The organism is Vibrio cincinnatiensis DSM 19608 (assembly GCF_900167345.1).
GTDB classification, from domain to species: domain Bacteria; phylum Pseudomonadota; class Gammaproteobacteria; order Enterobacterales; family Vibrionaceae; genus Vibrio; species Vibrio cincinnatiensis.
The window spans coordinates 101400-124797 of the sequence record NZ_FUXB01000002.1 but is presented as its reverse complement, the minus strand read 5'-3'; the positions used below and the strand labels follow the sequence as shown (position 1 = coordinate 124797).

Here is a 23398-nt window from a genome sequence, read left to right as displayed (position 1 = left end):
TTGAATTAGCGTAGAAAACGAGACCAAATTTGCTCATTTCATGCCTAGTGCAGCGATGGAAAATGAGAACTACGTGATCTTTAGTTCGATGTTACTGTATCGGATATTTAGGGAACGATCCCTGAAAGTTGTGGGAAATTTAAGCGTAATCACACAAAAATATCATTTTGTGATCGGATGCATTGTGTTTGATCACACTATTTCAACGTCAAAAAGCGAACCTTCTATTGACAAGAAAGTTCGCTAACAAGAAAGAGGAGGAATAGACAGTTAACGAATGAAATCAAGCAGGGCTTGCTGGGTTGGCAAAGCGGTCATCGCCCCTTTTTGTGTCGTGGCTAATGCGCCGCAGCCGTGCGCCCATAAAATCGCCTCTTCCAAATTTTGGTGCCACGGATTGCTGGAGGAAAGTTGATACAATAATCCTCCAACAAAAGCATCACCAGCACCAGTGGTATCGACAGGCTTAACCACTTTTCCTGTGACTAATTGCGGGTGTTCACCCGTGACAACTAATGCGCCTTTTGCCCCTTGAGTAATCACGACAAGAGGAATGTTCAGCGCTTTTAGCGCATTGAGACCTTCATCAATCGTCTCTGTCTGGGTGAGAAGCGTGAGCTCTTCTTCTGAAAATTTCACCACATCTGCTTTGGTCACGGCCAGCATGACCACATCAATGAGTTCTGACGGATTTTGCCAGACCTCTTCACGTAAATTAGGGTCAAAACTGACGTATCCCCCTGCTTGTTTGATGCGATCCATCGCTGCAAAGGTTGAGCTACGGCTGGGTTCATTGGCGAGTGCAATTGAGCAAACGTGTAGCCATTCACCGGGATGAAATTCAGGAATATCATCGGGCTGTAAGAACTGATCGGCACTGGGTTTTACCATAAACGTAAAACTGCGTTCACCGGTGTCATCTAAATCTACCACCACGGTAGAGGTGCGCTGTTGATCATCCAACAGCAAATATGCGCTATCCACACCTTCATTGGTTAGTGTCTGCTGCATAAATCGACCAAGAGGATCGTTCCCAACTCGACCAAAGAAAGCACTCTGTCCGCCTAACCGAGCAATCGCAACGGCAACGTTAGCGGGTGCGCCGCCGGGGCATTTTAAATAGTGTTGCTCACCATCAGGAATAAGATCGACAACCGCGTCGCCTGTGACCCATACTTTACTCATTGACTGTCTCCCACAATAATTTTCTTTAGTGTAGTGGTTGGAAAAATCTTGGGAAGTCTTTCGATAACGGGTCTATTCTTTGGCTTGCTAAATTGTGATCGGCGAAAGATAAATTAATAAAATTGAGAGCCTTTTACACTATTTTTCGGTATCGTTCCCAGTTTGGTAAAAATTACGACAGTCGATTGACGAATGTGAGGCTTCAGCGCACACTGCACGCGTTTTGTGCTTCACTTATTTCTCTTTGACTGGAGTTTTCATTATGTTCGCTCTTCCTCCTATGTTGGTTACCATAGGGCTTCTTTTGATCAGTAATGTCTTTATGACGTTTGCTTGGTATGCGCATTTACGTGAACTTGGGCATAAACCGTGGCTTATCGCTGCATTGCTCAGTTGGGGGATCGCCCTGTTTGAATATCTATTTCAGGTGCCTGCTAACCGAATTGGCTATACGGTGCTGAATTTAGGCCAGCTTAAAATTTTACAAGAAGTGATTACTTTGTCGGTTTTTGTGCCCTTTGCGTTGATCTATATGAAAGAACCGTTCCGAATGGATTTTGTCTGGGCAGGGCTTTGTTTATTAGGCGCGGTCTTTTTTATTTTTCGACCACAAATTTTGGAAGTTCTGACTCGTGCTATCGCGTAAAACGCGGCTCCTTTTTCTCTCTTCCTCTGAAATGGTTCCAATCTGTAGTGCCTGTGATTGGAACCAAAGTACCGCCGCGCTTCAATATTGTTTGAGAAGTTATGTATTGATATAGGCGCTTTGGTTATGTCCGATTAATTTTTAATTCGATTTTTGTATGAAGCAAAGTGGGGCATCCGTCTCGCTTTGGTGCAAGGTAGCGATTGCCTTCACAAATTGACTCTATTAAAGAGTCGATTATTACATTTAGTTCGACTCGCTCTATTTTAAATGTTAATTTTTCGATCAATTTCTAGCATAAGATTCTATAACTTTAGGCGTTGCTAGACATTATGGCATTGAGGCTATCACGAGATTGAGCAGATTTTGATGATCATGGTTAACTCAATTTCGACTGAAGTGATGCGCTGATTATTGATGTAGATTAAGTATATCATCTGCTGAAGCTACATTTTATTGGTAACTTACTTCAATGATTGCTAATGTGCCAGGTTCTTTATTGGGCGTGGTCTATGACCTTATTCTAGCCGTTCTGGAAACCCAATAAGGAAGTCATGGATGCAAGATAAAAACTTGGAGTTTTCTACGATGAATAAGAATAACATCACAAAAACCTTGCTGCTGGGTGCAAGCTTAGCAGTGGCGACCACTTCTTTTACCTCTTTCGCGGCGAATGTTCCCGCCGGAATAAAATTAGCAGAGAAACAAGAAATAGTGAGAGGCAATGGGACCGAAGTGGCTACCATTGACCCGCACAAATCTCAGGGTGTTCCTGAATCACATGTTATTCGTGATTTGTTGGAAGGGCTTGTGAATCAAGATGCGGACGGTAATACCATTCCTGGTGTTGCTGAATCTTGGGAAACCACCGATAACCAAACCTATACCTTCCATTTGCGAGCAGATGCCAGATGGTCCAATGGCGATCCGGTCACTGCGCAAGATTTTGTGTATAGCTGGCAACGGGCTCTCGATCCTGCGACCGCTTCTCCTTATGCTTGGTATATGGAATACACCAAGATTAAAAATGCCAAAGAGATTGTCGAGGGTAAAAAAGAGAAAAGTGAACTCGCCGTGAAAGCGCTGGATGACCATACCTTAGTGGTGGAACTGGAAACCGCGGTTCCCTATTTCGTGATGATGACTGGGCACACCACCATGAAGCCAGTTCACCAGAAAACCATTGAAGCATACGGTGATAACTGGACCAAACCCGAACACTTTGTTGGAAACGGTGCGTATGTGGTCGATCGCTGGGTGGTCAACGAACGTTTAGTTTTGACGCGTAATGAGCAGTATTGGGATAATGCGCATACCGTCATCAACAAAGTTACTTTCCTTCCGATTGAAAACCAAGTGGCAGAGATGAACCGCTTCTTAGCGGGTGAAATTGATATTACCTATGAGTTGCCGATTGAGCACTTCCGACGTTTGAAAAAAGAGTATCCTGAATCTGTTTCCGTTGTGGGTAACTTGTGTACTTACTATTATTCATTCAATACCAAGAAAAAGCCGTTTGATGATGTGCGTGTTCGTAAAGCCATTTCTTATGCTATCGACCGTAACATTGTGACCGATGCCATCATGGCACAGGGTGAGAAACCTGCATATTTCTTAACCCCTGAAATTACCGCTGGTTTTCATCCAGAATTCCCTGCTTATGGCAAAATGAGCCAGAAAGAACGGGACGCCGAAGCGGCGCGCCTGCTCAAAGAGGCGGGGTATGGAAAGGGTAACCCTTTAAAATTCAGCCTATTGTACAACACATCTGAAAACCATAAGAAAATTGCGGTGGCGCTTGGTTCTATGTGGAAGAAAACACTTGGGCTTGATGTGACGCTTGAAAACCAAGAGTGGAAAACCTACCTGTCATCAAAAGATCAAGGTAATTTTGAAGTGGCTCGTGCGGGTTGGTGTGGTGACTATAATGAAGCTTCTTCATTCTTAACTCTGATGATGAGCAATAATACCACGGGTGGTCAGCATTGGGGCAATACCGATTATGACGCCATTATTATGAAAGCTTTAACCTCGACTTCTGAGTCTGAACGGCAAGCGTATTATGCTCAGGCAGAAGCATTAATAGCCAAAGAAATGCCAATCGCGCCTATTTATCAATACGTAAAATCGCGGTTACTTTCTCCTAAAGTCGGCGGCTTCCCGTCCAATAACCCAGAAGAAAAAATCTACACGAAAGATCTTTATATTAAAGCTCAGTAGGTTCGGGTGTTTACCTCGAAATAACGATTTAGACACTGTATGTGCTTGCGCATACAGCGTCTTCTTGTTTTCAATTGTCACAGACTGAAAGAGTGAGTTTATGTTTAAATTCATCGCAAAAAGGATATTTGAAGCGATTCCAACCATGTTGGTATTGATCACGATATCTTTCTTTCTTATGCGCTTTGCTCCGGGAAATCCGTTTTCAAGTGAGCGTTCACTTCCACCGGAAGTGATGGCCAACATTGAGGCCAAATATGGCTTAGATAAACCGGTGTTTGAACAATACACCACTTACCTGATGAATGTTTTACAAGGAGATTTTGGCCCTTCTTTTAAATACCTAGACTATTCAGTGAATGAGTTGATTGCGGTGGCTTTGCCTGTTTCGGCAAAAGTAGGGGTGGTTGCGTTTATTTTTACCCTCATTATGGGAGTGAGTGTCGGCACCATCGCCGCCTTAAAGCATAATACTTGGGTTGACTACACCATTATGTCCACCGCCATGTTAGGGGTGGTTATGCCTTCGTTTGTCCTAGCACCAGCCTTGATTTATCTTTTCTCCCTTCACTGGAATTTATTTCCTGCGGGTGGCTGGATGGATGGTAGCGCGAAATACTTAGTGCTTCCCGTTATAGGGATGTCACTTTTGTATGTTGCCACCTTTGCGCGGATCACTCGCGGTTCAATGATTGAGACACTCAACAGTAATTTCATTCGTACTGCGCGAGCCAAAGGGTTGAGCTACCGTTACATCGTGATCAAACACGCCTTGAAGCCAGCTCTATTGCCAGTGGTTTCTTATATGGGGCCCGCATTTGTCGGCATTATTACGGGGTCGGTGGTGATCGAAACCATTTTTGGCTTACCGGGTATCGGTAAACTTTTCGTTAATGCGGCATTTAACCGAGATTATTCATTGGTGATGGGCGTGACGATTTTAATTGGCTTCCTGTTTATTTTGTTCAACGCCATTGTGGACATTTTACTCGCCATGATTGACCCCAAAATTCGCTATTAAACGACAGGGAAGTAGAGCTATGTTAACAAAAAGAGACAATGTCGCGGCGATTGAAAAATTTTCTGAGAATTTAGAAATAGAAGGCCGCAGCTTATGGCAGGATGCGCGTTATCGGTTTATGCGCAACAAAGCCGCAATGGTGAGTTTGGTTATTTTATCATTGATGATTTTGGCGGTGATTATTTTACCTATGATGGCCCCTTATGCTTTTGATGACACCGATTGGTATGCCATGCATGTGGCCCCTAATGCTGAACACTGGTTTGGTACTGACAGCCTTGGGCGCGACATCTACGTTCGAACCTTAGTGGGGGGGAGAATATCATTGATGGTCGGTGTGATGGGAGCATTTGTCGCGGTGTTGATTGGTACTTTGTATGGTGCTACGTCGGGCTTTATTGGTGGCAAAGTTGATCGGGTGATGATGCGTATCTTGGAAATTCTTTATGCCGTCCCCTTTATGTTTTTAGTCATCGTATTGGTGACCTTCTTTGGTCGTAACATTATTTTGATTTTTGTGGCGATTGGTGCCATTGCGTGGCTGGATATGGCGCGTATTGTTCGTGGTCAGACATTGAGCTTGCGTAGCAAAGAATTCATCGAAGCGGCGCATGTGTGTGGGGTGAGTCAATGGCGGATCATCACTCGTCACATTGTGCCGAACGTATTAGGGATTGTAGCGGTTTATTCAACCTTGCTGATCCCCAGTATGATTTTGACCGAATCTTTCCTCTCTTTCCTTGGGCTTGGGGTGCAAGAGCCGATGACCAGTTGGGGCGCGTTATTACAAGAAGGTGCACAAACCATGGAAATCGCTATTTGGCAACTGGCTTTTCCTGCGGCGTTTATGATTGTCACCCTTTTTTGCTTTAACTATGTGGGTGATGGTTTACGTGACGCGCTGGACCCGAAAGACAGATAACCCCAAAGGAATCAAAGGGTAAGGAAAGAATAATGAGTTTATTAGATGTCAAAGATCTGCGGGTTGAGTTTGCCACTCAAGATGGCACCGTCACCGCAGTTAATGATTTGAACTTTTCTCTGAAGCAAGGAGAAACGTTGGGTATTGTGGGCGAATCCGGTTCTGGCAAATCGCAGACCGTTTTTGCCATTATGGGACTGCTTGCAAAGAATGGTCGAATCTCAGGCAGTGCTAAATTTGAAGGGAAAGAGATTCTTAACTTGCCTGAGCGAGAGCTGAACAAAGTCCGCGCTGAGCAAATTGCCATGATATTTCAAGACCCAATGACCTCACTGAACCCTTATATGAAGGTGAGTGACCAATTGATGGAAGTTTTGATGCTGCATAAGGGAATGAGTAAAGCGCAAGCATTTGAAGAATCCGTTCGTATGCTGGAGGCGGTGAAAATACCCGAAGCACGTAAACGGATTACCATGTACCCACATGAATTTTCTGGTGGTATGCGCCAGCGAGTGATGATTGCGATGGCACTGCTTTGTCGCCCGAAATTATTGATTGCCGATGAGCCAACCACGGCTTTGGATGTGACCGTTCAGGCACAGATTATGGACTTGCTCAATGAGCTGAAAAAAGAGTTCAACACTGCCATTATTATGATTACCCATGATTTGGGGGTGGTGGCAGGTTCTTGTGACAAAGTGCTAGTGATGTATGCAGGAAGAACGATGGAGTATGGCTCTGTTGAGGATATTTTTTATCGACCCAGCCACCCTTATGCCGAAGGATTGCTCAAGGCTATTCCTCGTTTAGATACCGAAGGGGAGGTGTTACCCACCATTCCGGGTAACCCACCCAATTTACTTCGTCTACCTCCGGGCTGCCCGTATCAAGAACGTTGTCATCGAGTGATGGATCGGTGTCTGCGTGAAGCGCCGATCCTAACGCCATTTGCAGATGGGCGTCAGCGTGCCTGTTTTTCTGATTGGGAGGCTTGGACCAAATGAATAATGAAAAATCGCTTTTGTTAGAAGTTAAAGAGTTAAAAGTTCATTTTTCTATCGCCGCTAAGTCTGCTTGGCCTTGGAGCAAGCCGGCGACCTTAAAAGCCGTTGATGGGGTGAACGTTCGTTTATATGAAGGGGAAACCTTAGGCGTGGTGGGCGAGTCAGGCTGTGGTAAATCGACGTTTGCTCGAGCGATCATCGGTTTGGTGGAAGCCACAGAGGGGCAGGTCGTTTGGCTGGGACAAGATCTGACGCGTTTGAATGCGGTGAAGCGTCGTAATACCCGCAAAGATATTCAGATGATCTTTCAAGACCCGCTCGCTTCACTTAACCCACGGATGACGGTCGGGGATATTATTGCAGAGCCATTGCAGACCTTTTATCCTGAATTATCTAAGCAAGACGTTAAAGATCGTGTGAAGGAAATGATGGCCAAAGTCGGCTTATTGCCTAATGTGATCAATCGCTATCCGCACGAATTCTCAGGCGGGCAGTGTCAACGGATTGGAATAGCCCGAGCGTTGATTTTAAACCCTAAAATGATCATTTGTGATGAACCCGTCTCTGCATTGGATGTGTCCATTCAAGCTCAGGTGGTGAATTTATTAAAAGAACTGCAAAAAGAGTTAGGGTTATCTTTGGTCTTTATTGCTCACGATCTCTCCGTGGTTAAGCATATTTCTGATCGTGTCTTGGTGATGTACTTAGGCAATGCGGTGGAATTAGGGGTTGCAAAAGAGCTATTTGCTAACCCTCTGCACCCTTATACCAAAGCATTAATGTCAGCCGTGCCCATCCCTGATCCTAAAATTGAACGCAGTAAAACCATTCAAATGTTGGAAGGGGATTTACCCTCGCCGATTAACCCGCCTTCAGGTTGTGTTTTTCGTACCCGTTGCCCGCAAGCGAGTGACGCTTGTGCGCAAACTCGGCCAAGTATCCAAGGCAGCGATCAACACTCGGTTTCTTGTTTACACGTTAATTTGTGATAGATAAGTCACCTTTTGTGCCCCTAGCCATATAGGGTAGGGGCAACATGAATCGTCATGTTCTCCCTTGTTATTCGTATTAATTTCACTTCTTTTCTAAAATCCTTCTTATTTTTTAGTCGGTTATCGGTAAATTTTTCTCATCGTTACCTAATGTAACGAGTGTAATGGCATTATTATAAATGTGATTTTAGTCTCATTATGTATTGGTCATATAGAGCTAATTGTAAGTTAAATTAGAGTTAATACTCGGTTTCGTCTCATGGTTGAGATTGTATATTTAAATCCACAATTTTGATCATGTCTTCAATGGACATATAAATCGTGAATGCTAAAGTAACTGCAGTGGAATGAAATTTGGTGATATTGCTCCAAAATTTCGTTTATATGATAAAAAAAGGAAAATTCCATGTTGACAAAACTATATGTTAAATCTCGCTTACTGTTGGACTCTTTCGCTCAAGATCAACGCGGTGTTACCGCGATTGAATATGCGATTATTGGTGTAGCTATCTCGGCTATTGTCATTGCAGTATTTAAGGATGGTGCTTTTAAGGATACTTTAGAAAACGCCTTCGGAATTATTGATAAGAACTTGAACTCGTTAGAAACACCGTAGACTGAGGCTGATTACTTATATAGGTAATAATTTGAGCTCATTAATAGTGATAATATGGCTTTTGATAGTTTTGGTTGTCGTTAGTGATATTTCCAAACGAGTAATCAATAATTACCTGTTGATAATATTAGCTGTAGTTATTTTATTAGGCTGGTTTATCCAGCCTAATTGGTCCGTTCTACCCTATACCTTGGTTATTTTATTAATTGGTTTAGTGTTGTTTTATTTTCAACTATTGGCTGCGGGAGATACCAAACTTTTGGCAGTCCTCAGTTTAGGTATTCATCCGGATTATCTGCCGCTAACCTTAGTTGGTATTACTGTGGTGGGTGGAATAATGGCAATCGGTTACTTGCTTTATGGTCTTTGTACCGATTTAAGGGCAGTACGCCAGAAAGGCATTCCTTACGGAGTTCCCATTAGTTTAGTTGGCGGTTTTGCCATTTATCTCTCCTCTTTATAATTTCTCTCACTTGGGACGGTGAAATGAATTCCAAGCTTTTAATCGCACTGGCTCTCCTTGCGATAGCCGCTGGTGGCTATGGATTATTTGCCCCAGCCAGCTCTCCTCCTGCTCAATCTATGCCAGTCGTAGAGCCAAAACCTTTGCCTGCTAAGCAGTGGCAAGTATGGCTTGCTCGTCATCCATTAGAAAAAGGTCAACCCATTACTCGATTGGATTTAGAGTTACACGCTATCGATGAGTCACAAGCGCTTGCTTTGGGGGTAAACCAAAATATCACGATTAACTTTACACCAGAGATGCGAATAACTCAGCGATTAGAGAAAGGGGCCGTTGTTTGGCCTGAATTGCTGCTAGTTCCCAACCAATCCGGTTATATCGACTTGATATTAACGCCAGATCATGTGCCTTTTCCTATTCAAGTCAAAGAAGAGTCAATCATCGGTGGTGTGATTCAACCCGGTTCTTTGGTCGATATTTTAGCGCTCGCTTCTTTGAAACAAAATTTGGCTAACGATGAAACGGTGCGCAGTTTTGAAACGGTTTCACTCACCCCTGTATTAATGGGAGTCAAGGTGTTGCAAGTGAATCAATCGCAGAGCAGTGAAGGAAAAGGACGCAATGAACTCTCTCACTCTCAGGCGAGTGTTATTTTAGAGTTGAATCGTAAACAGGTCGCAACCTTGACCATTGCTCGACATATTGCGCAATTAGAAATTCATCTTTCTACGGGTAACCAGAAAGCAAGTGAACTGTCTGCCAATGCAGGTGATGTGCTGACCGATTACAAAGCCATACATGAATATCGAGCCAATAAGGCTACGGTACGCTAAGGAACCGATTATGATTCATCGCAATTTTTCTTTATTACTTTTATTCCTACTTGGGATATTGAGCTTACCCGCAAATGCACAGCGCATGATGAATTTAGCGGAAGGGGATGCGCAGACCTTAAGAGTGGAGAGTGAAATCCAATCGGTTTTTATTTCTGACCCTAATGTTGCGGACTATCAAGTCATTGACAGACGTACGGTTGTGGTCTTTGGCAAACAAATGGGTAATGCCAATCTCATCGTTTTTGGAGAAAACAGTCGAACGTTAGCCAGCCGACGTTTGATTGTGAATAAAAGTATGGTGCACATTCAGCAGCAAATTCAAATGAAGTACCCTCATTCGGAAGTCACGGTCTACAACTTGGGGGAACAAGTGGTGTTAAGCGGCACGGTGGCGACGGAAAAAGAACGAGATGAGATTAATTTATTAGTGGGAGAATTGTTAGGGAAAAACTCCTTAGATACGGATGTGGAATGGAAGCTGGGAGATAACAACACTTATAAGATGGAATTCATGCAACGTCGTCGCTTTGAAGGGGTGGTGAATAATATTGAAGTAGCGAGCACCAAACAGGTGAATGTGAAGTTATCGATTGCTGAAGTCTCTCAATCTTTCATGGAAAAATTTGGTATTCAGCTTGGGAGTAGTGGGCAAAATAGTGGAATTTTTGTCAATCCGCTAAGGCAATTTAGCAGCAGCGACATCCTGACGCTGATCAGCGCTATTGGAGATGATACCGTTGGACAAGTGTTAGCCGAACCGAATTTATCGGTTATTTCCGGAGAAACCGCCAGCTTTCTGGTGGGGGGAGAGTTGCCAGTTGTGACTATCGTGGACGGCGGTACTAACGTTCTTTATAAAGAGTTTGGTGTTCGATTAGAGATGATGGCGAAAGTGCTACGTGACGACAAGATCCGCCTTTCATTAATGCCAGAAGTCAGTTCATTGGATACTCAATATTCGAATGATACTTATAACTTACCCGCCTTAAAAACTCGTCGAGCAAGAACTACGGTGGAATTAGGTGATGGACAGAGCTTTGTTCTTGGGGGGCTGCTTAATAAAGAAGAGAGTGAACTACTCAGGAAAATTCCTTTCATTGGTGATATTCCAATCTTAGGGGCTTTATTTCGTCATACTGAAACGAGCCGTAACCGAACCGAGCTGGTGATCATTGCGACGGTGAATTTAGTTCAACCCATTCAACCATCAAGCATTCAGCTACCGAGTATGCAACGAACCTCAACGTTAGAGCGTTTCTTTGCTCTAGATCCGGAAAAAAGCCGAGTAGAACAGCAATTGAGCCAGCAAATTCTCGCTACGGGAGGGTTTAAGCAATGAAAAAAACAATCGTGATGCTTGGGATTTTAGTCGCACTGATGGGGTGTAGTTCTGGTCGAGCTGATCAACCGGGTCCAGCCATCGATGTGTACCCTGTGTATGCCACGTTGGCTTTACAAACCGACCGCCAGCAGCAAGCGAAAGCACAAACTCGATTAGAGGAATTTCTACGTGAACAGCATTCCGTGCTCGTGACACAGCAAATTGTTTTGTATTGGAGTACCTCACATGGTGAACGTTTTGCAGAAAATACGATGCAGAAACTACGGACATTAGGTGTGGCTCCTGAACATGTACGAATGGAAAAACTCCCCGCAGGGTTTGGTCAACATTTTGATTTTCAGATGGAGATTTTATCTCATCACGTGGTTGTTCCCATCTGTCCATATGCTCAAGTGAGCCGTTTTGGTCAAGAAGGCAGCGGGTGTTTTACAGAAAGTCTGCGTTGGCAGTCAATGGTGAATCCCCACAACATGTTACAGCCAGCAAACCAAATTCAGCGTGGGGAGTAGCTAAAGTATGTTTGATTTAGTGGATCTACTTAGTAAAAAACAGCAAACCGAAAGCATAGAGCAGCAAAAAATCACTTCGGTACTGTTTTATCAGACGGCTGAGTGCCAAGAGCTCGTGCAGGAAGCCTTTCGATTTGAAGGCATTGTTCCTCCTGCAATGGCGAGAAACCAAGATGACCAAATCGCTGATCATGTTCGTCAATCTGACATCGAGATCGTGATTGTTGAGCTAAATAACAGTAAAGATGTGAGCACGGATGCAGAGCGAATTAGCCACTTGCTCCCTAACCATGCCTCCGTGATAGTGGTGGGTAGTGAAGACGCTATCTCTACCATTCGTAACTTAAAAGCGATGGGTTTCTACTATGTGTTTTGGCCCGTCAGTAAACAAGAATTCATCGATTTTGTGCGTAGTGTTTATGATAATCGGCAGCGCAGTAGCCACCGAGGACCTGGTAAAAAACGTCGGGCCAAATACATCAGTATTCTTGGCAGTAAAGGTGGCGTAGGCACCAGTTTTATTACCGCTGAAGTCGCGCATCAGCTCAGTTCAGCTCGTAAAACCTCTTGTCTAGTGGTCGAGCAAAACTACCATGGCGGCAACTTAGATATCTTGATGGGCATTCGTAAATTAGAAAAACGGAAAATCCAAAAAGGTTCACTGGCCTCATCATTGGACAGCGCATCTGCGCAAAGCCTATTGCATAAACAAAATCCGATGTTGTCCATGCTGGCCCTCGCTTCAGAACAGCTCGATACCTTATCTTTGTTGGACTATTCCAATGTGGTTGTCGATCAGCTTTCAGAGGAGGTTAATTTTATTTTAGAAGACCTTTCTTCTTCGGTAGGCTTTAGCTTGGAGGCAGATAAATTTCTTGCTCATGCTGATATGGTTGTGCTGGTGATTGACCCAACCGTTTCTTCTGTCCGTGAAGCCGCTCGGTTGAAAGAGCGAGTGCATAAACTTAATAGTAACCCTGCATTGCGCTTAATTACCGTACTTAACCATACCGTTGCCAACAAGTTAGCAACGGCTGGGAAGCAGGAAGCGGAAACAATTCTTAAGCAACCGATCGATATTGAGATCCCCTATTGTGACGCGATTAATGCCACGATTTTGGAAGACAAACGCGTGGTCGCGTCCAAGTTGAAAGCGGCTGAGCCACTGAAACAACTGACCTCACTATTACTAGGTGAAACGCTTGTTCAAGCGAAGGGAAGCTTCTTGCAACACATCCAGCAATGGTTGAAAAAATCATGATAGGCGCAAAAGCGATTTATGTGGGACTGCGCAAGCAAATTTTTGATGCGTTGGAGCCCGAAGCTATCGCACAGATGACCAAAGATCAACTGGCCAAACAACTCAATGGAGCGATTGAGTTGTTGATTGAGCGTGAACGGTTAACCGTGCCTAAAGTCATTCGCCAAGAGTTTGTGAAAAACTTGGTGGATGAGTTGGTCGGGTTAGGCCCTTTGCAAACCTTGATGGATGATGAATCCATTAGCGATATCATGATCAACGGTCATGAAAACATCTTTATTGAGCGAGGCGGTCTGGTTGAAAAAGCCCACATAGATTTTATTGATGAAAGGCAATTATTAGATATTGCCAAACGGATTGCAGCCCGTGTTGGTCGACGAGTGGACGAATCATCCCCAACCTGTGATGCTCGTTTACAAGACGGAAGCCGGGTTAACATCGTCATTCCACCGATAGCCATTGATGGAACGGCTATCTCGATTCGTAAGTTTAAAAAACAGAGCATCGACTTAACCAAACTCTGTGAATTTGGAGCCATGAGCCCAGAAATGGCGCAAGTGCTCATGGTTGCCGCTCGATGCCGGTTAAATATTTTAATTTCAGGAGGAACAGGGTCGGGAAAAACCACCATGCTGAATGCGTTATCCCAGTTTATTTCCGAGAATGAACGCATTATTACCATTGAAGATGCGGCGGAATTACGTTTACAGCAGCCACATGTCGTGCGTTTGGAAACGCGTACCGCGGGCATAGAAAACACAGGGCTCGTCAACCAGCGAGACTTAGTGATCAACTCGCTGCGGATGCGGCCGGATAGAATCATTGTGGGTGAGTGTCGAGGCGCAGAAGCGTTTGAAATGCTACAAGCCATGAATACGGGGCATGATGGTTCCATGTCGACACTTCACGCGAATACGCCACGAGATGCTTTGGCTCGAGTGGAGTCTATGGTAATGATGGCAACCAGCAGTTTACCGTTGGAAGCCATTCGCCGCACCATAGTGAGTGCGGTCGACCTCATCATCCAAATTAATCGCCTTCATGATGGTAGCCGTAAAGTCATGAGCATTACAGAGGTGGTAGGGCTAGAAGGTTCGAACGTAGTACTGGAAGAAATTTTCCGTTTTCAACCGAATCTTAGACAAAGCGAAAACGGTAAAGTGAACGGCAGCTTTATTACTTCAGGCTTAATGCAACGATCGGTTCTGTACGAAAAGGCGCGTTTTTTCGGGTTAGAAGAGAACTTGACTAAAGCCTTTCGTGAAGTCGGGGAGAAGCGAGCATGATAGCCATACTGCTTATCTTCGTTGGCGTAATTTTACTTCTGCTTGCTCAACGTAAACGTAAGAGCGAACGTTATGATTACTTGGATCAGTTCTCTCGAACTGTGTATGTTGACTCCATGACATCTGAGCAACAAGCGATTGATATTAAATCACTTTCTGATAGGTCTTGGAAAGATAGAGCCACGCAGGCTTGGAGTAACCTCAATAAGCAACTCGGTCATCTTGCCATTGTTAAAGTCGTGAGTTACCTCTGTGTGCTGATTTTTTTAGGAATAGAATTTAACCAGCGTTTTGTCCGTGGTTCCGTCTGGTTGGTCGTGGTGATCACTGTTCTCGCTGGGCTTTTATTTGCTTACCTTTGGCTAAGAAAGCGTGAACAAAACCAGTTTGAAGAAAATTTTCCTGATGCGCTCAACATGCTCAGTAGCGCCGTTTCCGCAGGAGAGAGTATTACTCATGCCATCATGTATGTCGGTAATACGCTCAATAATGAAGTGGGTAAAGAATTTAAAATTATGGGCAAGCGCTTGCAGTTAGGTGAGTCACCCGATGATGTTTTTCGAAAAGCCTGCTTGCGGTTTCCTTATCCTTCTTTCCACTTCTTCGTTATTACGCTACGCGCCAATATGCAGCGAGGAGGGCAACTTAAAGAAATTATTTTACGCTTAAACCGGCTACTTTTTAATGCTCGTGCTATTGAGAAGAAAAAATATGCACTCACTTCAGAAGCGCGAACTTCAGCCAAAATTGTGGCAGCCATACCTTTCTTCTTCTTGTTTATTTTGCAATACCTCAGCCCGGAAAACTATGAGTTTGTCATGTTTGATCCCGGTGGACGCCCCATTCTCTACTATGTGTTGATCAGTGAGGCGATCGGTATTGCCATTGTATGGGGGTTGATGAAGAGTGTTCGATAAAATATTCCCTTGGTTGGAAGCCTCACTCGGTAGTCTATTTTCGATTATCGCCATTGCCATTGGTGCCTTATTACTGATTGCTTCGTTGCGTCGTGAACGAAAGAAACAACTATGGCAAGACTTTCACCATCATGAACAGGAAAAAGTCAGGTCAACATGGCTTGAGCAACTGTCTCGCTTGCTCAATAGTTTTTTTTCTTCTGATAAACAGCAAGTACAACAAAAGTTTTTAGCTGCAGGGTTTTACAACCCGAAACTGGCGACCTATTTTATGCCGATAAAATATACGGTATTGCTATTGGGATGCTTTGTTTGTTACGCCTTGTCGCTACGTTTTCATTGGTCTGGTAACAGTCTGTTTATTGCTGTGGCGATTTGGTTGGTGATCAGCTTAATTCTGCCAGACAGTTATTTAGCCATACGTTCAAAGCAACTGAGTTACAAAATTTCTGCCAAATTACCTTATTTATTAGATTTGATGGCGGTATGTGTTCAAACCGGGATGACGATAGAATCATCCATTAGCTACTTAGCAAAAGAGATGAAAGGGTTTGATAAAGATATTAGTTATTTGCTGGTAAAAACCGATGACAGAGCACGCTTAGTGGGCTTAGAGCAAGCGCTTGACGAACTTTACCAACGGGTTCCCTCTAATGAGATGCGTAGTTTCGTCATGACATTAAAGCAAAGTTTGCAATACGGTAGTTCTATATACAGTGTATTAACAACATTATCAGCAGACATTCGTGAAGTACAAATGTTACAAATTGAAGAAAAAATTGGGAAATTGGCGGCGAAGATGTCGATCCCATTGATTATTTTTATCATGGTGCCGATTGTGATTTTAATTGCGGCACCGGGGATAATGAGGATGATGGTCAATGCATAAAATAATATTACTTTTTCTCTTCGTCATCACGGTTTCTGGTTGTGTTTCCACCTCCGGAAATCAAACAAAATCTGCGAGTAGAGAGATAGAATTAAGTTTGGTTGATCAAGAGCAAGTTTATAAAAAAACTTCAAATTATCCCGCGTTGATTGATTTTTATAAAAGTCAGTTACAAAAGCGTGAAGAAAGTGAAACTCGGTTAAAGCTCACGGAAGCCTACTTAAATTATCAAGACGCCGAATCGGCTTTATTTACCTTGACCCCATTAATGAATCGTGATCAAACAACCGATCAAGCCTTTTATCTACAAGGTGTTGCGCTCTTTCGTTTAGGGAAAATTGAAGCGGCTGAACATTCCTTAGCGATGGCGCGAGAAAAGAATCCAACCGATGCTAAAGTCATTAATCTACTTGGAATCATTCGTGCTCAGCAAGGGGATTTTATTCAATCCAGAGACTTATTTACGCAAGCAAGGGTATTAATGTTTGATGATATGACGATTAAAAACAATTTGGCATTAATCGATATGTTAGAAGAAGATTATACTAGCGCGGCTGCACGTTTATTGCCCATATATTTAAATGGAGAAGCGGATGATCAGGTTAAAGCAAATTTGGCTATTATCATGGCTAAAGTGGGGAGTTTAAACCATTTACTGGCTTTTTATGCGGGTCAATATAGTGAAGAAGACATTATCCTATTATATCAATCATTACGTAGCTTAAATTTAGCCACTAACTTTCAAATTTCAGCAAAAAATGATTCTCCGATCTTATTAGAAAATAAGTCAAATGTGGCACTTAATGAGCCGATTGATGCGGTTCACTCCCAGCAATGGGGAGATAAAGAATGAAAAACTACGCACTCTTGCCCAAGAAAGGGATCGCAACCATAGAGTTTGTGGGCGGATTTTTTGCTTTTTGGTTGATGTGTATGGCTTGGGTTGAGATGAGTTTTATTTCTTACGTTTCCAGCTTGGGGGATCTCGCTATTGCAAAAGCAGCAAGAGAAGCTAAAAAAACCGATGGCATTAATTATGTCACGGAATTTAATCAGTTGCTTAATGAAGAAAATAGCCTATGGCATTATGTTGTGGATGCGAATAAATTCAAAGCGAGAGTCCAATTTGTTAAACACTTAGATGATTTACATAACTATGAAACTCGCTGTTTAGGAGAAGGGGAAGAGGCTTTTAACTGTAATGACCCTAAAGACATGGCGATAGCGGTTTACCATATTAGTTATGATTATCAGCCTATTTTTAGTTTCTTTTTAAGCCGTGAAACGCTATTTGCCCGTGAAGTTATTGTGATTCAGGAGTATCAACGTGAAACGTTCACTCATTAATCAATGGGGTAATTTTACCGTGGAATTTTCCATCGTTGGGGTATTTTTTGCTCTATTATTAGTATTCAGTGCAGATATTGTGGTAAAGCTAGCTTATAAAGGAAAGTTAGATCGTATGTCCTATTCTGCGGTGAGCATTATTAAAGAAAGAACCGAATTAGCCGGAGCCGATAATTTTTCGGTTGAGGAAACAGAAGTTAATACTATTTATGACATTGTACGCCGCTCATTACACCGAACGACGGGGAACTTTGATGATAAGAAATTTGGTTTTCAATTAGATATTGTGCGTAATGGCGTTAATGTTGTTTTGCCTTATCGCCGGGGAATTGACTGTGAAAGCCAAAGCCCTGATGCCTCACTCGATTTTGTCACCACTTTTGGTCGGCATGCAACGCTATATCAAGTGACGCTTTGTTATGACACGGATAGCTGGTTTGGAGAGTTAATCGGCCGCGATTTTTCCCGAGTTTCTAGCCGTTCGATAACAATGGGGAGGTAGTCATGATTCACCGTATTCAAAAGCAGTCTGGCCATGCAGCAATTTTATTTGCTCTTTTTATTCCCATTTTGTTTGGTGTCTTTGCGTTAGGGACTGATGGTGCGAGAGCAATACAAGATAAAGCCCGTTTACTTGAAGCCGTAGAGGTGGCGAGCCTTGCGGTTGCTGGGCAAGGCTCTGATGATAAAACGTTAGCCAAAAGCTATGTTCAATATTATTTCCCATTAGCGACGGTGAAAGATAAAGATATTTCTATCACGAAGTTAAATTGTGAGGATAATTCAAATTGTCGAAATCAAGAACGGCGATTTTTTGAATATCGTGTCACCGCAAGTATTACTCAACCCACTTGGTTTCCCGGTAATGAGTCCATTATTGGTTTTGGTGAAAGTTATCAGGTTTCTGATGGATCTATCACTCGGAAATATCACTCTGAGACTGTGGATGTTATATTGGTGGCAGATTTTTCAGCATCTATGTATGATTTTTGGGATGGGGGTTCGAAAAGAAAGTTTCTTGATTTAAAAGATATTATAAAAGTTATAGCGCATGAATTAGAACTGTTTAATGGCTATACAAAAGATGAGTCGAATAAAAATAGACTAGCGATTGTTGGCTTTGACTTCTATACGATACAAAGGTCTGGTAATACTCGGGCTTTTCGAGATCATTTAATTTGTAGAGGAAGTGCGAATTCATCCCACTCCTCTTATCTAAAAGAAGTGAAGTGTGATTCTTATTATCCAGGAAAAAATAGTGGTCTCATTAATGAAACGGCTACGGTAAGAGACATCTTTACTCTGGATTCTATTGCACACCAAGCAATAAGTTCAAATAGAGTGACTAATGTTTCCTATTTTGAAGATATTCTTTTAACTGAAGATATGGAGTCAATTACAGATCGTATTTTTTCATCCAATTTTTCAATTCCAAGAAACTCAGGAAGTGGAACCTCTTCGTATGCTGGGTTAATCCGTGGTGCACAAATAGCTTATCATCAAGGTGAGAATCCAAGGCAACTGATTATCATTTTATCGGATGGGCAAGATTCCTATCGCTCTACCACCAATAAATTAATTAACGCCAATTTATGCTCAACGATTCATACCGCATTAAATTCAAAAACATCTGCAGATGGAAACGTAGTTAATGCAAGATTAGCCGCGGTGGGTTTTGATTATGAATTAGAAAAGTATCCAGAAATGGGGAGCTGTGTTGGACAAGAAAATGTTTTTAAAGCAGAAAATCAAAATGACATCATCAACAAAATTTTAGAACTGATCACTGAAGAAATAGGGCATTTAGCACGATGAGATTATGTTTGGCTTAGAGCGAGTCACACCACGTTATTCTTTAAGTGGTTTTTTATCGGCTTACTTGCCTTGTTCAGTAAAGGAATTCCCATAATGAAAATAACTGTAAACACTTTATGTCTGGCATTGTTATTGGCGGTCAGCCCTTGGGTGGCTTCCACGGAGCAACCAAAGCAAAATGCTTTGTACTATTACTGCAATCACCCTGATTTGGCTTTTGAACAGCAAGTCCAAGTTGCAGAAGGACGCCGAGTTCATCTTAATCAAGGCGCTTTTTCTCAAATTGAAGAGCAAGATCGTTATCCTGCGAGTTTGGCCTTCGTGGAACAGCAGATGCGGCGCGCTGGTGTTCAAGGGACATGTGTGGAATATTTACTGAGTCACGCTAAGACTTCAGCCACTCAAGATGACGATCTTTTGGCGAGAGTTTATTTCTCTTTTGACCGTTCAGAGTTGACAGATGCTTCACGCTATCTTTTATCGAGAATTGTTGAACGTTTACAGCATGATCAAAACCTAAAAGTAGAAGGGCATACGGATAATATTGGCAGTGATGAGTACAACTTTTCGTTAGGCCTACGTCGTGCTCAATCAGTGATGGCGTATTTGCAGCAGCAGGCGAGCCATTCTATTTCTGCAGAAGTGATTTCTTATGGAGAAAGAAAACCGCTCATGAGTAATGAGACGGTGCAAGGTCGTGCTCAAAACCGTCGAGTCGATATCTACTAAAAACTAATAAGAATGATGTTTTCTTTATTTAGCCACGCACACCGACTCTCTCTGGTGAAGCGTGGCTCTTTTTATTCACATGCTTCAAAAATTTCGAACAACTAAGCCAATTTCCTCCGGTTCTATCGTATGGGGCCATGCCTATAATGGTAACCAATACAGTAGAACAATGAACGTGAGGTGAATCATGGGGAAGTTAGTTGAGGGTGTGTGGCACGATGTGTGGTATGACACGAAAAGTACGGGTGGAGAATTTGTGCGTGAAGATGCGGGATTTCGTGATTGGATCGTCAATAAACCGGATGCGACGTTTAGCCCTGAGTCTGGGCGTTACCACTTGTATGTCTCTTTAGCTTGCCCTTGGGCACATCGAACCTTGATTTTCCGCGAATTGAAGCAGCTTAAAGAGCATATTGATGTGACGGTGGTGTGCCCTGATATGTTAAGTCAAGGGTGGCAATTTGGTATTCCTGAGCCGTTATTTGGCCACAGTAAACTGCATCAAGTCTATACTCAGGCCAAACCCGATTATACTGGGCGTGTGACTGTTCCCGTTCTATGGGATAAAAAAACACAAACCATTGTGAGTAATGAATCTTCAGAAATTATTCGTATGTTTAACTCAGCATTTAATGAGTTGACGGGCAATCATGTGGACTATTACCCAGAAGAATTGCGCAGAGTGGTGGATGAATGGAACGATTTTATTTACCCAAATATTAACAATGGGGTTTATCGCTGTGGGTTTGCAACCACGCAAGAAGCTTATGAAGAGGCGTATGAATCTTTGTTCGCAGCACTGGATAAAGTCGACCAACATTTAGCGACGCACCGTTATTTGGCTGGACAGATTTTGACCGAAGCGGATTGGCGACTCTTTACTACCTTGATTCGTTTTGATGCGGTATATGTGGGTCACTTTAAGTGTAATAAGAAGCGAATTGCGGATTACCCGAATTTAAATGGTTATCTGAAAGAGCTTTATCAAACACCGGGAATTAAAGAAACGACGGATTTTTATCATATCAAACGCCATTACTATTTTAGCCATACCACGATTAACCCAACCCAAGTGGTGCCTGTTGGGCCTGATTTGGATTTAGAATCGGAACATGGGCGTGATTCTCTTAGTTGAGAAAGGATAAAAAAGCCCTCGATTTTAATCGAGGGCTTTTACTTTTGGGTTCGCTTTTAAAAAAGCGAACGTTTTATTTCTGATCTTGATCGGCTTGAATCGCAGTCAGAGCGATGGTGTAGACAATGTCATCCACTAACGCGCCGCGAGACAAATCGTTGACGGGTTTGCGCATACCTTGCAGCATTGGGCCGATAGAAACTAGATCGGCTGAACGTTGTACCGCTTTGTAAGTGGTGTTACCTGTATTTAAGTCTGGGAAAACAAACACGGTGGCTTTACCCGCAACAGGCGAATCAGGTGCTTTAGACGCAGCAACATTTTCCATGATAGCCGCATCGTATTGCAGTGGGCCATCAATGATCAGATCTGGGCGCTTTTCTTGTGCAATACGTGTTGCTTCACGCACTTTATCAACATCAGCCCCTTTACCGGAAGTCCCAGTAGAGTAGGAGATCATCGCAACACGAGGTTCAATACCAAAGGCTGCTGCTGAATCAGCGGATTGAATCGCAATTTCCGCCAACTGCTCTGCGGTGGGATCTGGGTTGATGGCACAGTCACCATATACCAGTACTTGATCCGGCAGAAGCATAAAGAATACAGAAGAAACGATAGACGCATTAGGCGCAGTTTTGATGATTTGGAAAGGGGGTACAATGGTGTTGGCTGTGGTATGAACCGCACCAGAAACCAGACCATCGACTTCATCTGCTTCCAACATCATAGTGCCTAAGAAAACGGAGTCTTCTAATTTTTCACGCGCCACAACTTCGGTCATGCCTTTGGCACCACGAAGCTCAACTAAACGTGCGACATAGTTTTCACGTACGGCATCGGCATCAATGATTTCAACACCAGCACCTAATTCTACACCTTGTAACGCTGCAACACGTTTGATTTCGTCTGGGTTACCTAGCAACACACAACGAGCAATGCCACGTTCCGCACAGATAGCCGCCGCTTTCACGGTACGAGGCTCATCACCTTCAGGCAGTACGATTCGCTTATTAGCACGACGAGCAAATTCAGTCAGTTGGTAACGAAATGCTGGTGGGCTTAGGCGACGAGTGGCTTGAGTACCCTCAGTCAAACTGTCAATCCAAGGACCATCGATGTGGCTTGCCACATGTTCACTGACAAATTCGATACGTTCTTTATCATCTGCGGGAACTTCAAGGCTAAAGCTTTGTAAGTTTAGAGATGTCTGCCAAGTGTTACCTTGTGCTTTAAAAATCGGCAAACCAGTATCAAACGCAGGTTTGCACAGGTTAACGATTTCATTGGGCATATCGTAACCGCCAGTTAGCAGGACTGCGCCAATTTCTACACCATTCATGGCAGCAAGAGCCGCAGCGACGATAACGTCAGGGCGGTCAGCGGAAGTGACGAGCAGTGAACCGGGTTTAAAATGCTCAATCATGTGTGGGATAGAGCGGGCGCAGAAAGTAATGCTTTTAATGCGACGAGTATTGATATCGCCTTCATTAATCACTTCTGCTTTTAGGTGTTTTGCCATATCGATAGCGCGGGTTGCTATCAGGTCAACATTCCAAGGCACACAACCTAATACGCGAATTGGGCTGCTGTTGAAGATCTGCATCACTTCGAGGTTTGCTTGTTTTGCGCTATCAGCATCATCAAAGATTTCAGACAAATCAGGGCGAGTACGGCCCGCATCATCAACAGGGGCGTTCAATTTATTGATCACCACACCAGAGATGTTTTTATTTTTTGTTCCGCCAAAGTTTGAGCAGGCAACTTCAATACGCTCTTTGAGCTGAGTTGGATTATTGGTTCCTGGCGTAGCGACAAAGACGATTTCTGCACCCAATGTTTTTGCAATCTCTGCGTTAACTTGGTTTGCAAATGGGTGCTTACGGGTAGGCACCAAACCTTCAACCAAGGTGACATCAGAATCAACAATGATTTGGTTGTAACGTTCTACGACCGTTTCCAGTAGAACATCCATTTTTTCGCCACCGATCAAGGCTTCAGCGGTAGACATTGGCATTGGTTCGCCAATTTTCATATCACTATTATGACTGATGATGCTGGAGGTGAGATCAGGCTGATCGCCACCGCTACGTGGTTGTGAAATGGGTTTATAAAAAGAAACACTTACACCTTTGCGCTCCATGGCACGAAGGAGTCCCATGCTGACGCTGGTTAAACCAACACCAGCACTGATGGGAACAAGCATAATAGTACGGGACATTCGTAAAGTACCTCAACACTATTGATTGCAATCTAAAGGGGTTTT

The 23398-nt window shown here is 43.3% G+C and carries 23 protein-coding genes; 21 read left to right on the top strand and 2 right to left on the bottom strand.

From position 1 onward, the window contains the following. Positions 1-270 precede the first annotated feature (270 nt). Positions 271-1185 carry a fructokinase gene (gene cscK, locus B5D54_RS02140; RefSeq protein ID WP_078924841.1) on the bottom strand — a complete coding sequence of 305 codons (915 nt, stop codon included), beginning with the start codon at positions 1183-1185 and terminating at the stop codon, positions 271-273. A gap of 262 nt (positions 1186-1447) precedes the next feature. Here cscK and B5D54_RS02135 point away from each other — a divergent pair, with 262 nt between their 5' ends. The 21 genes from B5D54_RS02135 (at position 1448) to B5D54_RS02035 (ending at position 21135) form a co-directional block, all read left to right on the top strand. Further along, complete coding sequence (locus B5D54_RS02135; protein WP_078924840.1) at positions 1448-1831, top strand: DMT family protein; 384 nt, start codon at positions 1448-1450, stop codon at positions 1829-1831. A gap of 588 nt (positions 1832-2419) precedes the next feature. Next, positions 2420-4051, top strand: a complete 1632-nt coding sequence (locus B5D54_RS02130) for an ABC transporter substrate-binding protein (RefSeq protein WP_078924985.1) — start codon at positions 2420-2422, stop codon at positions 4049-4051. A 100-nt stretch (positions 4052-4151) separates the two neighbouring features. Then, complete coding sequence (oppB, locus tag B5D54_RS02125) at positions 4152-5072, top strand: oligopeptide ABC transporter permease OppB (protein ID WP_078924839.1); 921 nt, start codon at positions 4152-4154, stop codon at positions 5070-5072. A gap of 19 nt (positions 5073-5091) precedes the next feature. Beyond that, entirely contained in the window at positions 5092-5994 is a 903-nt protein-coding gene (gene oppC, locus B5D54_RS02120; RefSeq protein ID WP_078924838.1) for an oligopeptide ABC transporter permease OppC, read from the top strand. Between the two features lie 32 nt (positions 5995-6026). Then, a complete protein-coding gene (locus B5D54_RS02115; RefSeq protein ID WP_242004492.1) occupies positions 6027-6998 on the top strand; it encodes an ABC transporter ATP-binding protein in 972 nt (323 codons plus the stop codon). Next, positions 6995-7987: a murein tripeptide/oligopeptide ABC transporter ATP binding protein OppF gene (gene oppF / locus B5D54_RS02110; RefSeq protein ID WP_078924836.1), complete on the top strand. Its 993-nt coding sequence runs from the start codon at positions 6995-6997 to the stop codon at positions 7985-7987. Before B5D54_RS02115 ends, oppF begins: the two co-directional genes overlap by 4 nt. A 409-nt stretch (positions 7988-8396) precedes the next feature. After that, entirely contained in the window at positions 8397-8606 is a 210-nt protein-coding gene (locus B5D54_RS02105) for a Flp family type IVb pilin (protein WP_078924835.1), read from the top strand. 31 nt (positions 8607-8637) lie between these two features. Next, positions 8638-9069: a prepilin peptidase gene (locus B5D54_RS02100; RefSeq protein WP_158142134.1), complete on the top strand. Its 432-nt coding sequence runs from the start codon at positions 8638-8640 to the stop codon at positions 9067-9069. Positions 9070-9092: 23 nt separating this feature from the next. Continuing rightward, positions 9093-9902 carry a Flp pilus assembly protein CpaB gene (cpaB, locus tag B5D54_RS02095; protein WP_078924833.1) on the top strand — a complete coding sequence of 270 codons (810 nt, stop codon included), beginning with the start codon at positions 9093-9095 and terminating at the stop codon, positions 9900-9902. Positions 9903-9912: 10 nt separating this feature from the next. After that, the gene (locus B5D54_RS02090; protein ID WP_078924832.1) at positions 9913-11244 is read left to right on the top strand and encodes a type II and III secretion system protein family protein; all 1332 of its coding nucleotides are present in this window, start codon (positions 9913-9915) and stop codon (positions 11242-11244) included. After that, positions 11241-11756 carry a hypothetical protein gene (locus tag B5D54_RS02085; RefSeq protein ID WP_078924831.1) on the top strand — a complete coding sequence of 172 codons (516 nt, stop codon included), beginning with the start codon at positions 11241-11243 and terminating at the stop codon, positions 11754-11756. Before B5D54_RS02090 ends, B5D54_RS02085 begins: the two co-directional genes overlap by 4 nt. A 7-nt stretch (positions 11757-11763) precedes the next feature. Further along, positions 11764-13017 (top strand): CpaE/TadZ family protein, encoded by a 1254-nt coding sequence (locus tag B5D54_RS02080; protein WP_078924830.1) that lies wholly within the window; start codon positions 11764-11766, stop codon positions 13015-13017. After that, complete coding sequence (locus B5D54_RS02075; RefSeq protein WP_078924984.1) at positions 13014-14303, top strand: TadA family conjugal transfer-associated ATPase; 1290 nt, start codon at positions 13014-13016, stop codon at positions 14301-14303. The genes B5D54_RS02080 and B5D54_RS02075 overlap by 4 nt, the downstream gene beginning before the upstream one ends. Continuing rightward, complete coding sequence (locus B5D54_RS02070) at positions 14300-15220, top strand: type II secretion system F family protein (RefSeq protein WP_078924829.1); 921 nt, start codon at positions 14300-14302, stop codon at positions 15218-15220. Before B5D54_RS02075 ends, B5D54_RS02070 begins: the two co-directional genes overlap by 4 nt. After that, positions 15210-16109, top strand: coding sequence for a type II secretion system F family protein (locus tag B5D54_RS02065; RefSeq protein ID WP_238096814.1), 900 nt, complete (start codon positions 15210-15212; stop codon positions 16107-16109). Before B5D54_RS02070 ends, B5D54_RS02065 begins: the two co-directional genes overlap by 11 nt. After that, on the top strand, positions 16102-16962 hold the full coding sequence (locus B5D54_RS02060; protein WP_078924828.1) for a tetratricopeptide repeat protein: 861 nt from the start codon (positions 16102-16104) through the stop codon (positions 16960-16962). Before B5D54_RS02065 ends, B5D54_RS02060 begins: the two co-directional genes overlap by 8 nt. Next, complete coding sequence (locus B5D54_RS02055) at positions 16959-17456, top strand: TadE family protein (protein WP_078924827.1); 498 nt, start codon at positions 16959-16961, stop codon at positions 17454-17456. The genes B5D54_RS02060 and B5D54_RS02055 overlap by 4 nt, the downstream gene beginning before the upstream one ends. Then, on the top strand, positions 17437-17958 hold the full coding sequence (gene tadF, locus B5D54_RS02050; protein ID WP_158142133.1) for a tight adherence pilus pseudopilin TadF: 522 nt from the start codon (positions 17437-17439) through the stop codon (positions 17956-17958). Before B5D54_RS02055 ends, tadF begins: the two co-directional genes overlap by 20 nt. 2 nt (positions 17959-17960) lie before the next feature. Beyond that, positions 17961-19271 carry a TadE/TadG family type IV pilus assembly protein gene (locus B5D54_RS02045; RefSeq protein ID WP_078924825.1) on the top strand — a complete coding sequence of 437 codons (1311 nt, stop codon included), beginning with the start codon at positions 17961-17963 and terminating at the stop codon, positions 19269-19271. 93 nt (positions 19272-19364) lie between these two features. Then, on the top strand, positions 19365-20000 hold the full coding sequence (locus B5D54_RS02040; protein WP_078924824.1) for an OmpA family protein: 636 nt from the start codon (positions 19365-19367) through the stop codon (positions 19998-20000). 187 nt (positions 20001-20187) lie between these two features. Further along, positions 20188-21135 carry a glutathione S-transferase family protein gene (locus tag B5D54_RS02035; protein ID WP_078924823.1) on the top strand — a complete coding sequence of 316 codons (948 nt, stop codon included), beginning with the start codon at positions 20188-20190 and terminating at the stop codon, positions 21133-21135. A gap of 73 nt (positions 21136-21208) precedes the next feature. On the opposite strand, the gene pta is transcribed toward B5D54_RS02035, so the two are convergent. Continuing rightward, the gene (gene pta, locus B5D54_RS02030) at positions 21209-23353 is read right to left on the bottom strand and encodes a phosphate acetyltransferase (protein WP_078924822.1); all 2145 of its coding nucleotides are present in this window, start codon (positions 23351-23353) and stop codon (positions 21209-21211) included. Between the last annotated feature and the right edge of the window lie 45 nt (positions 23354-23398).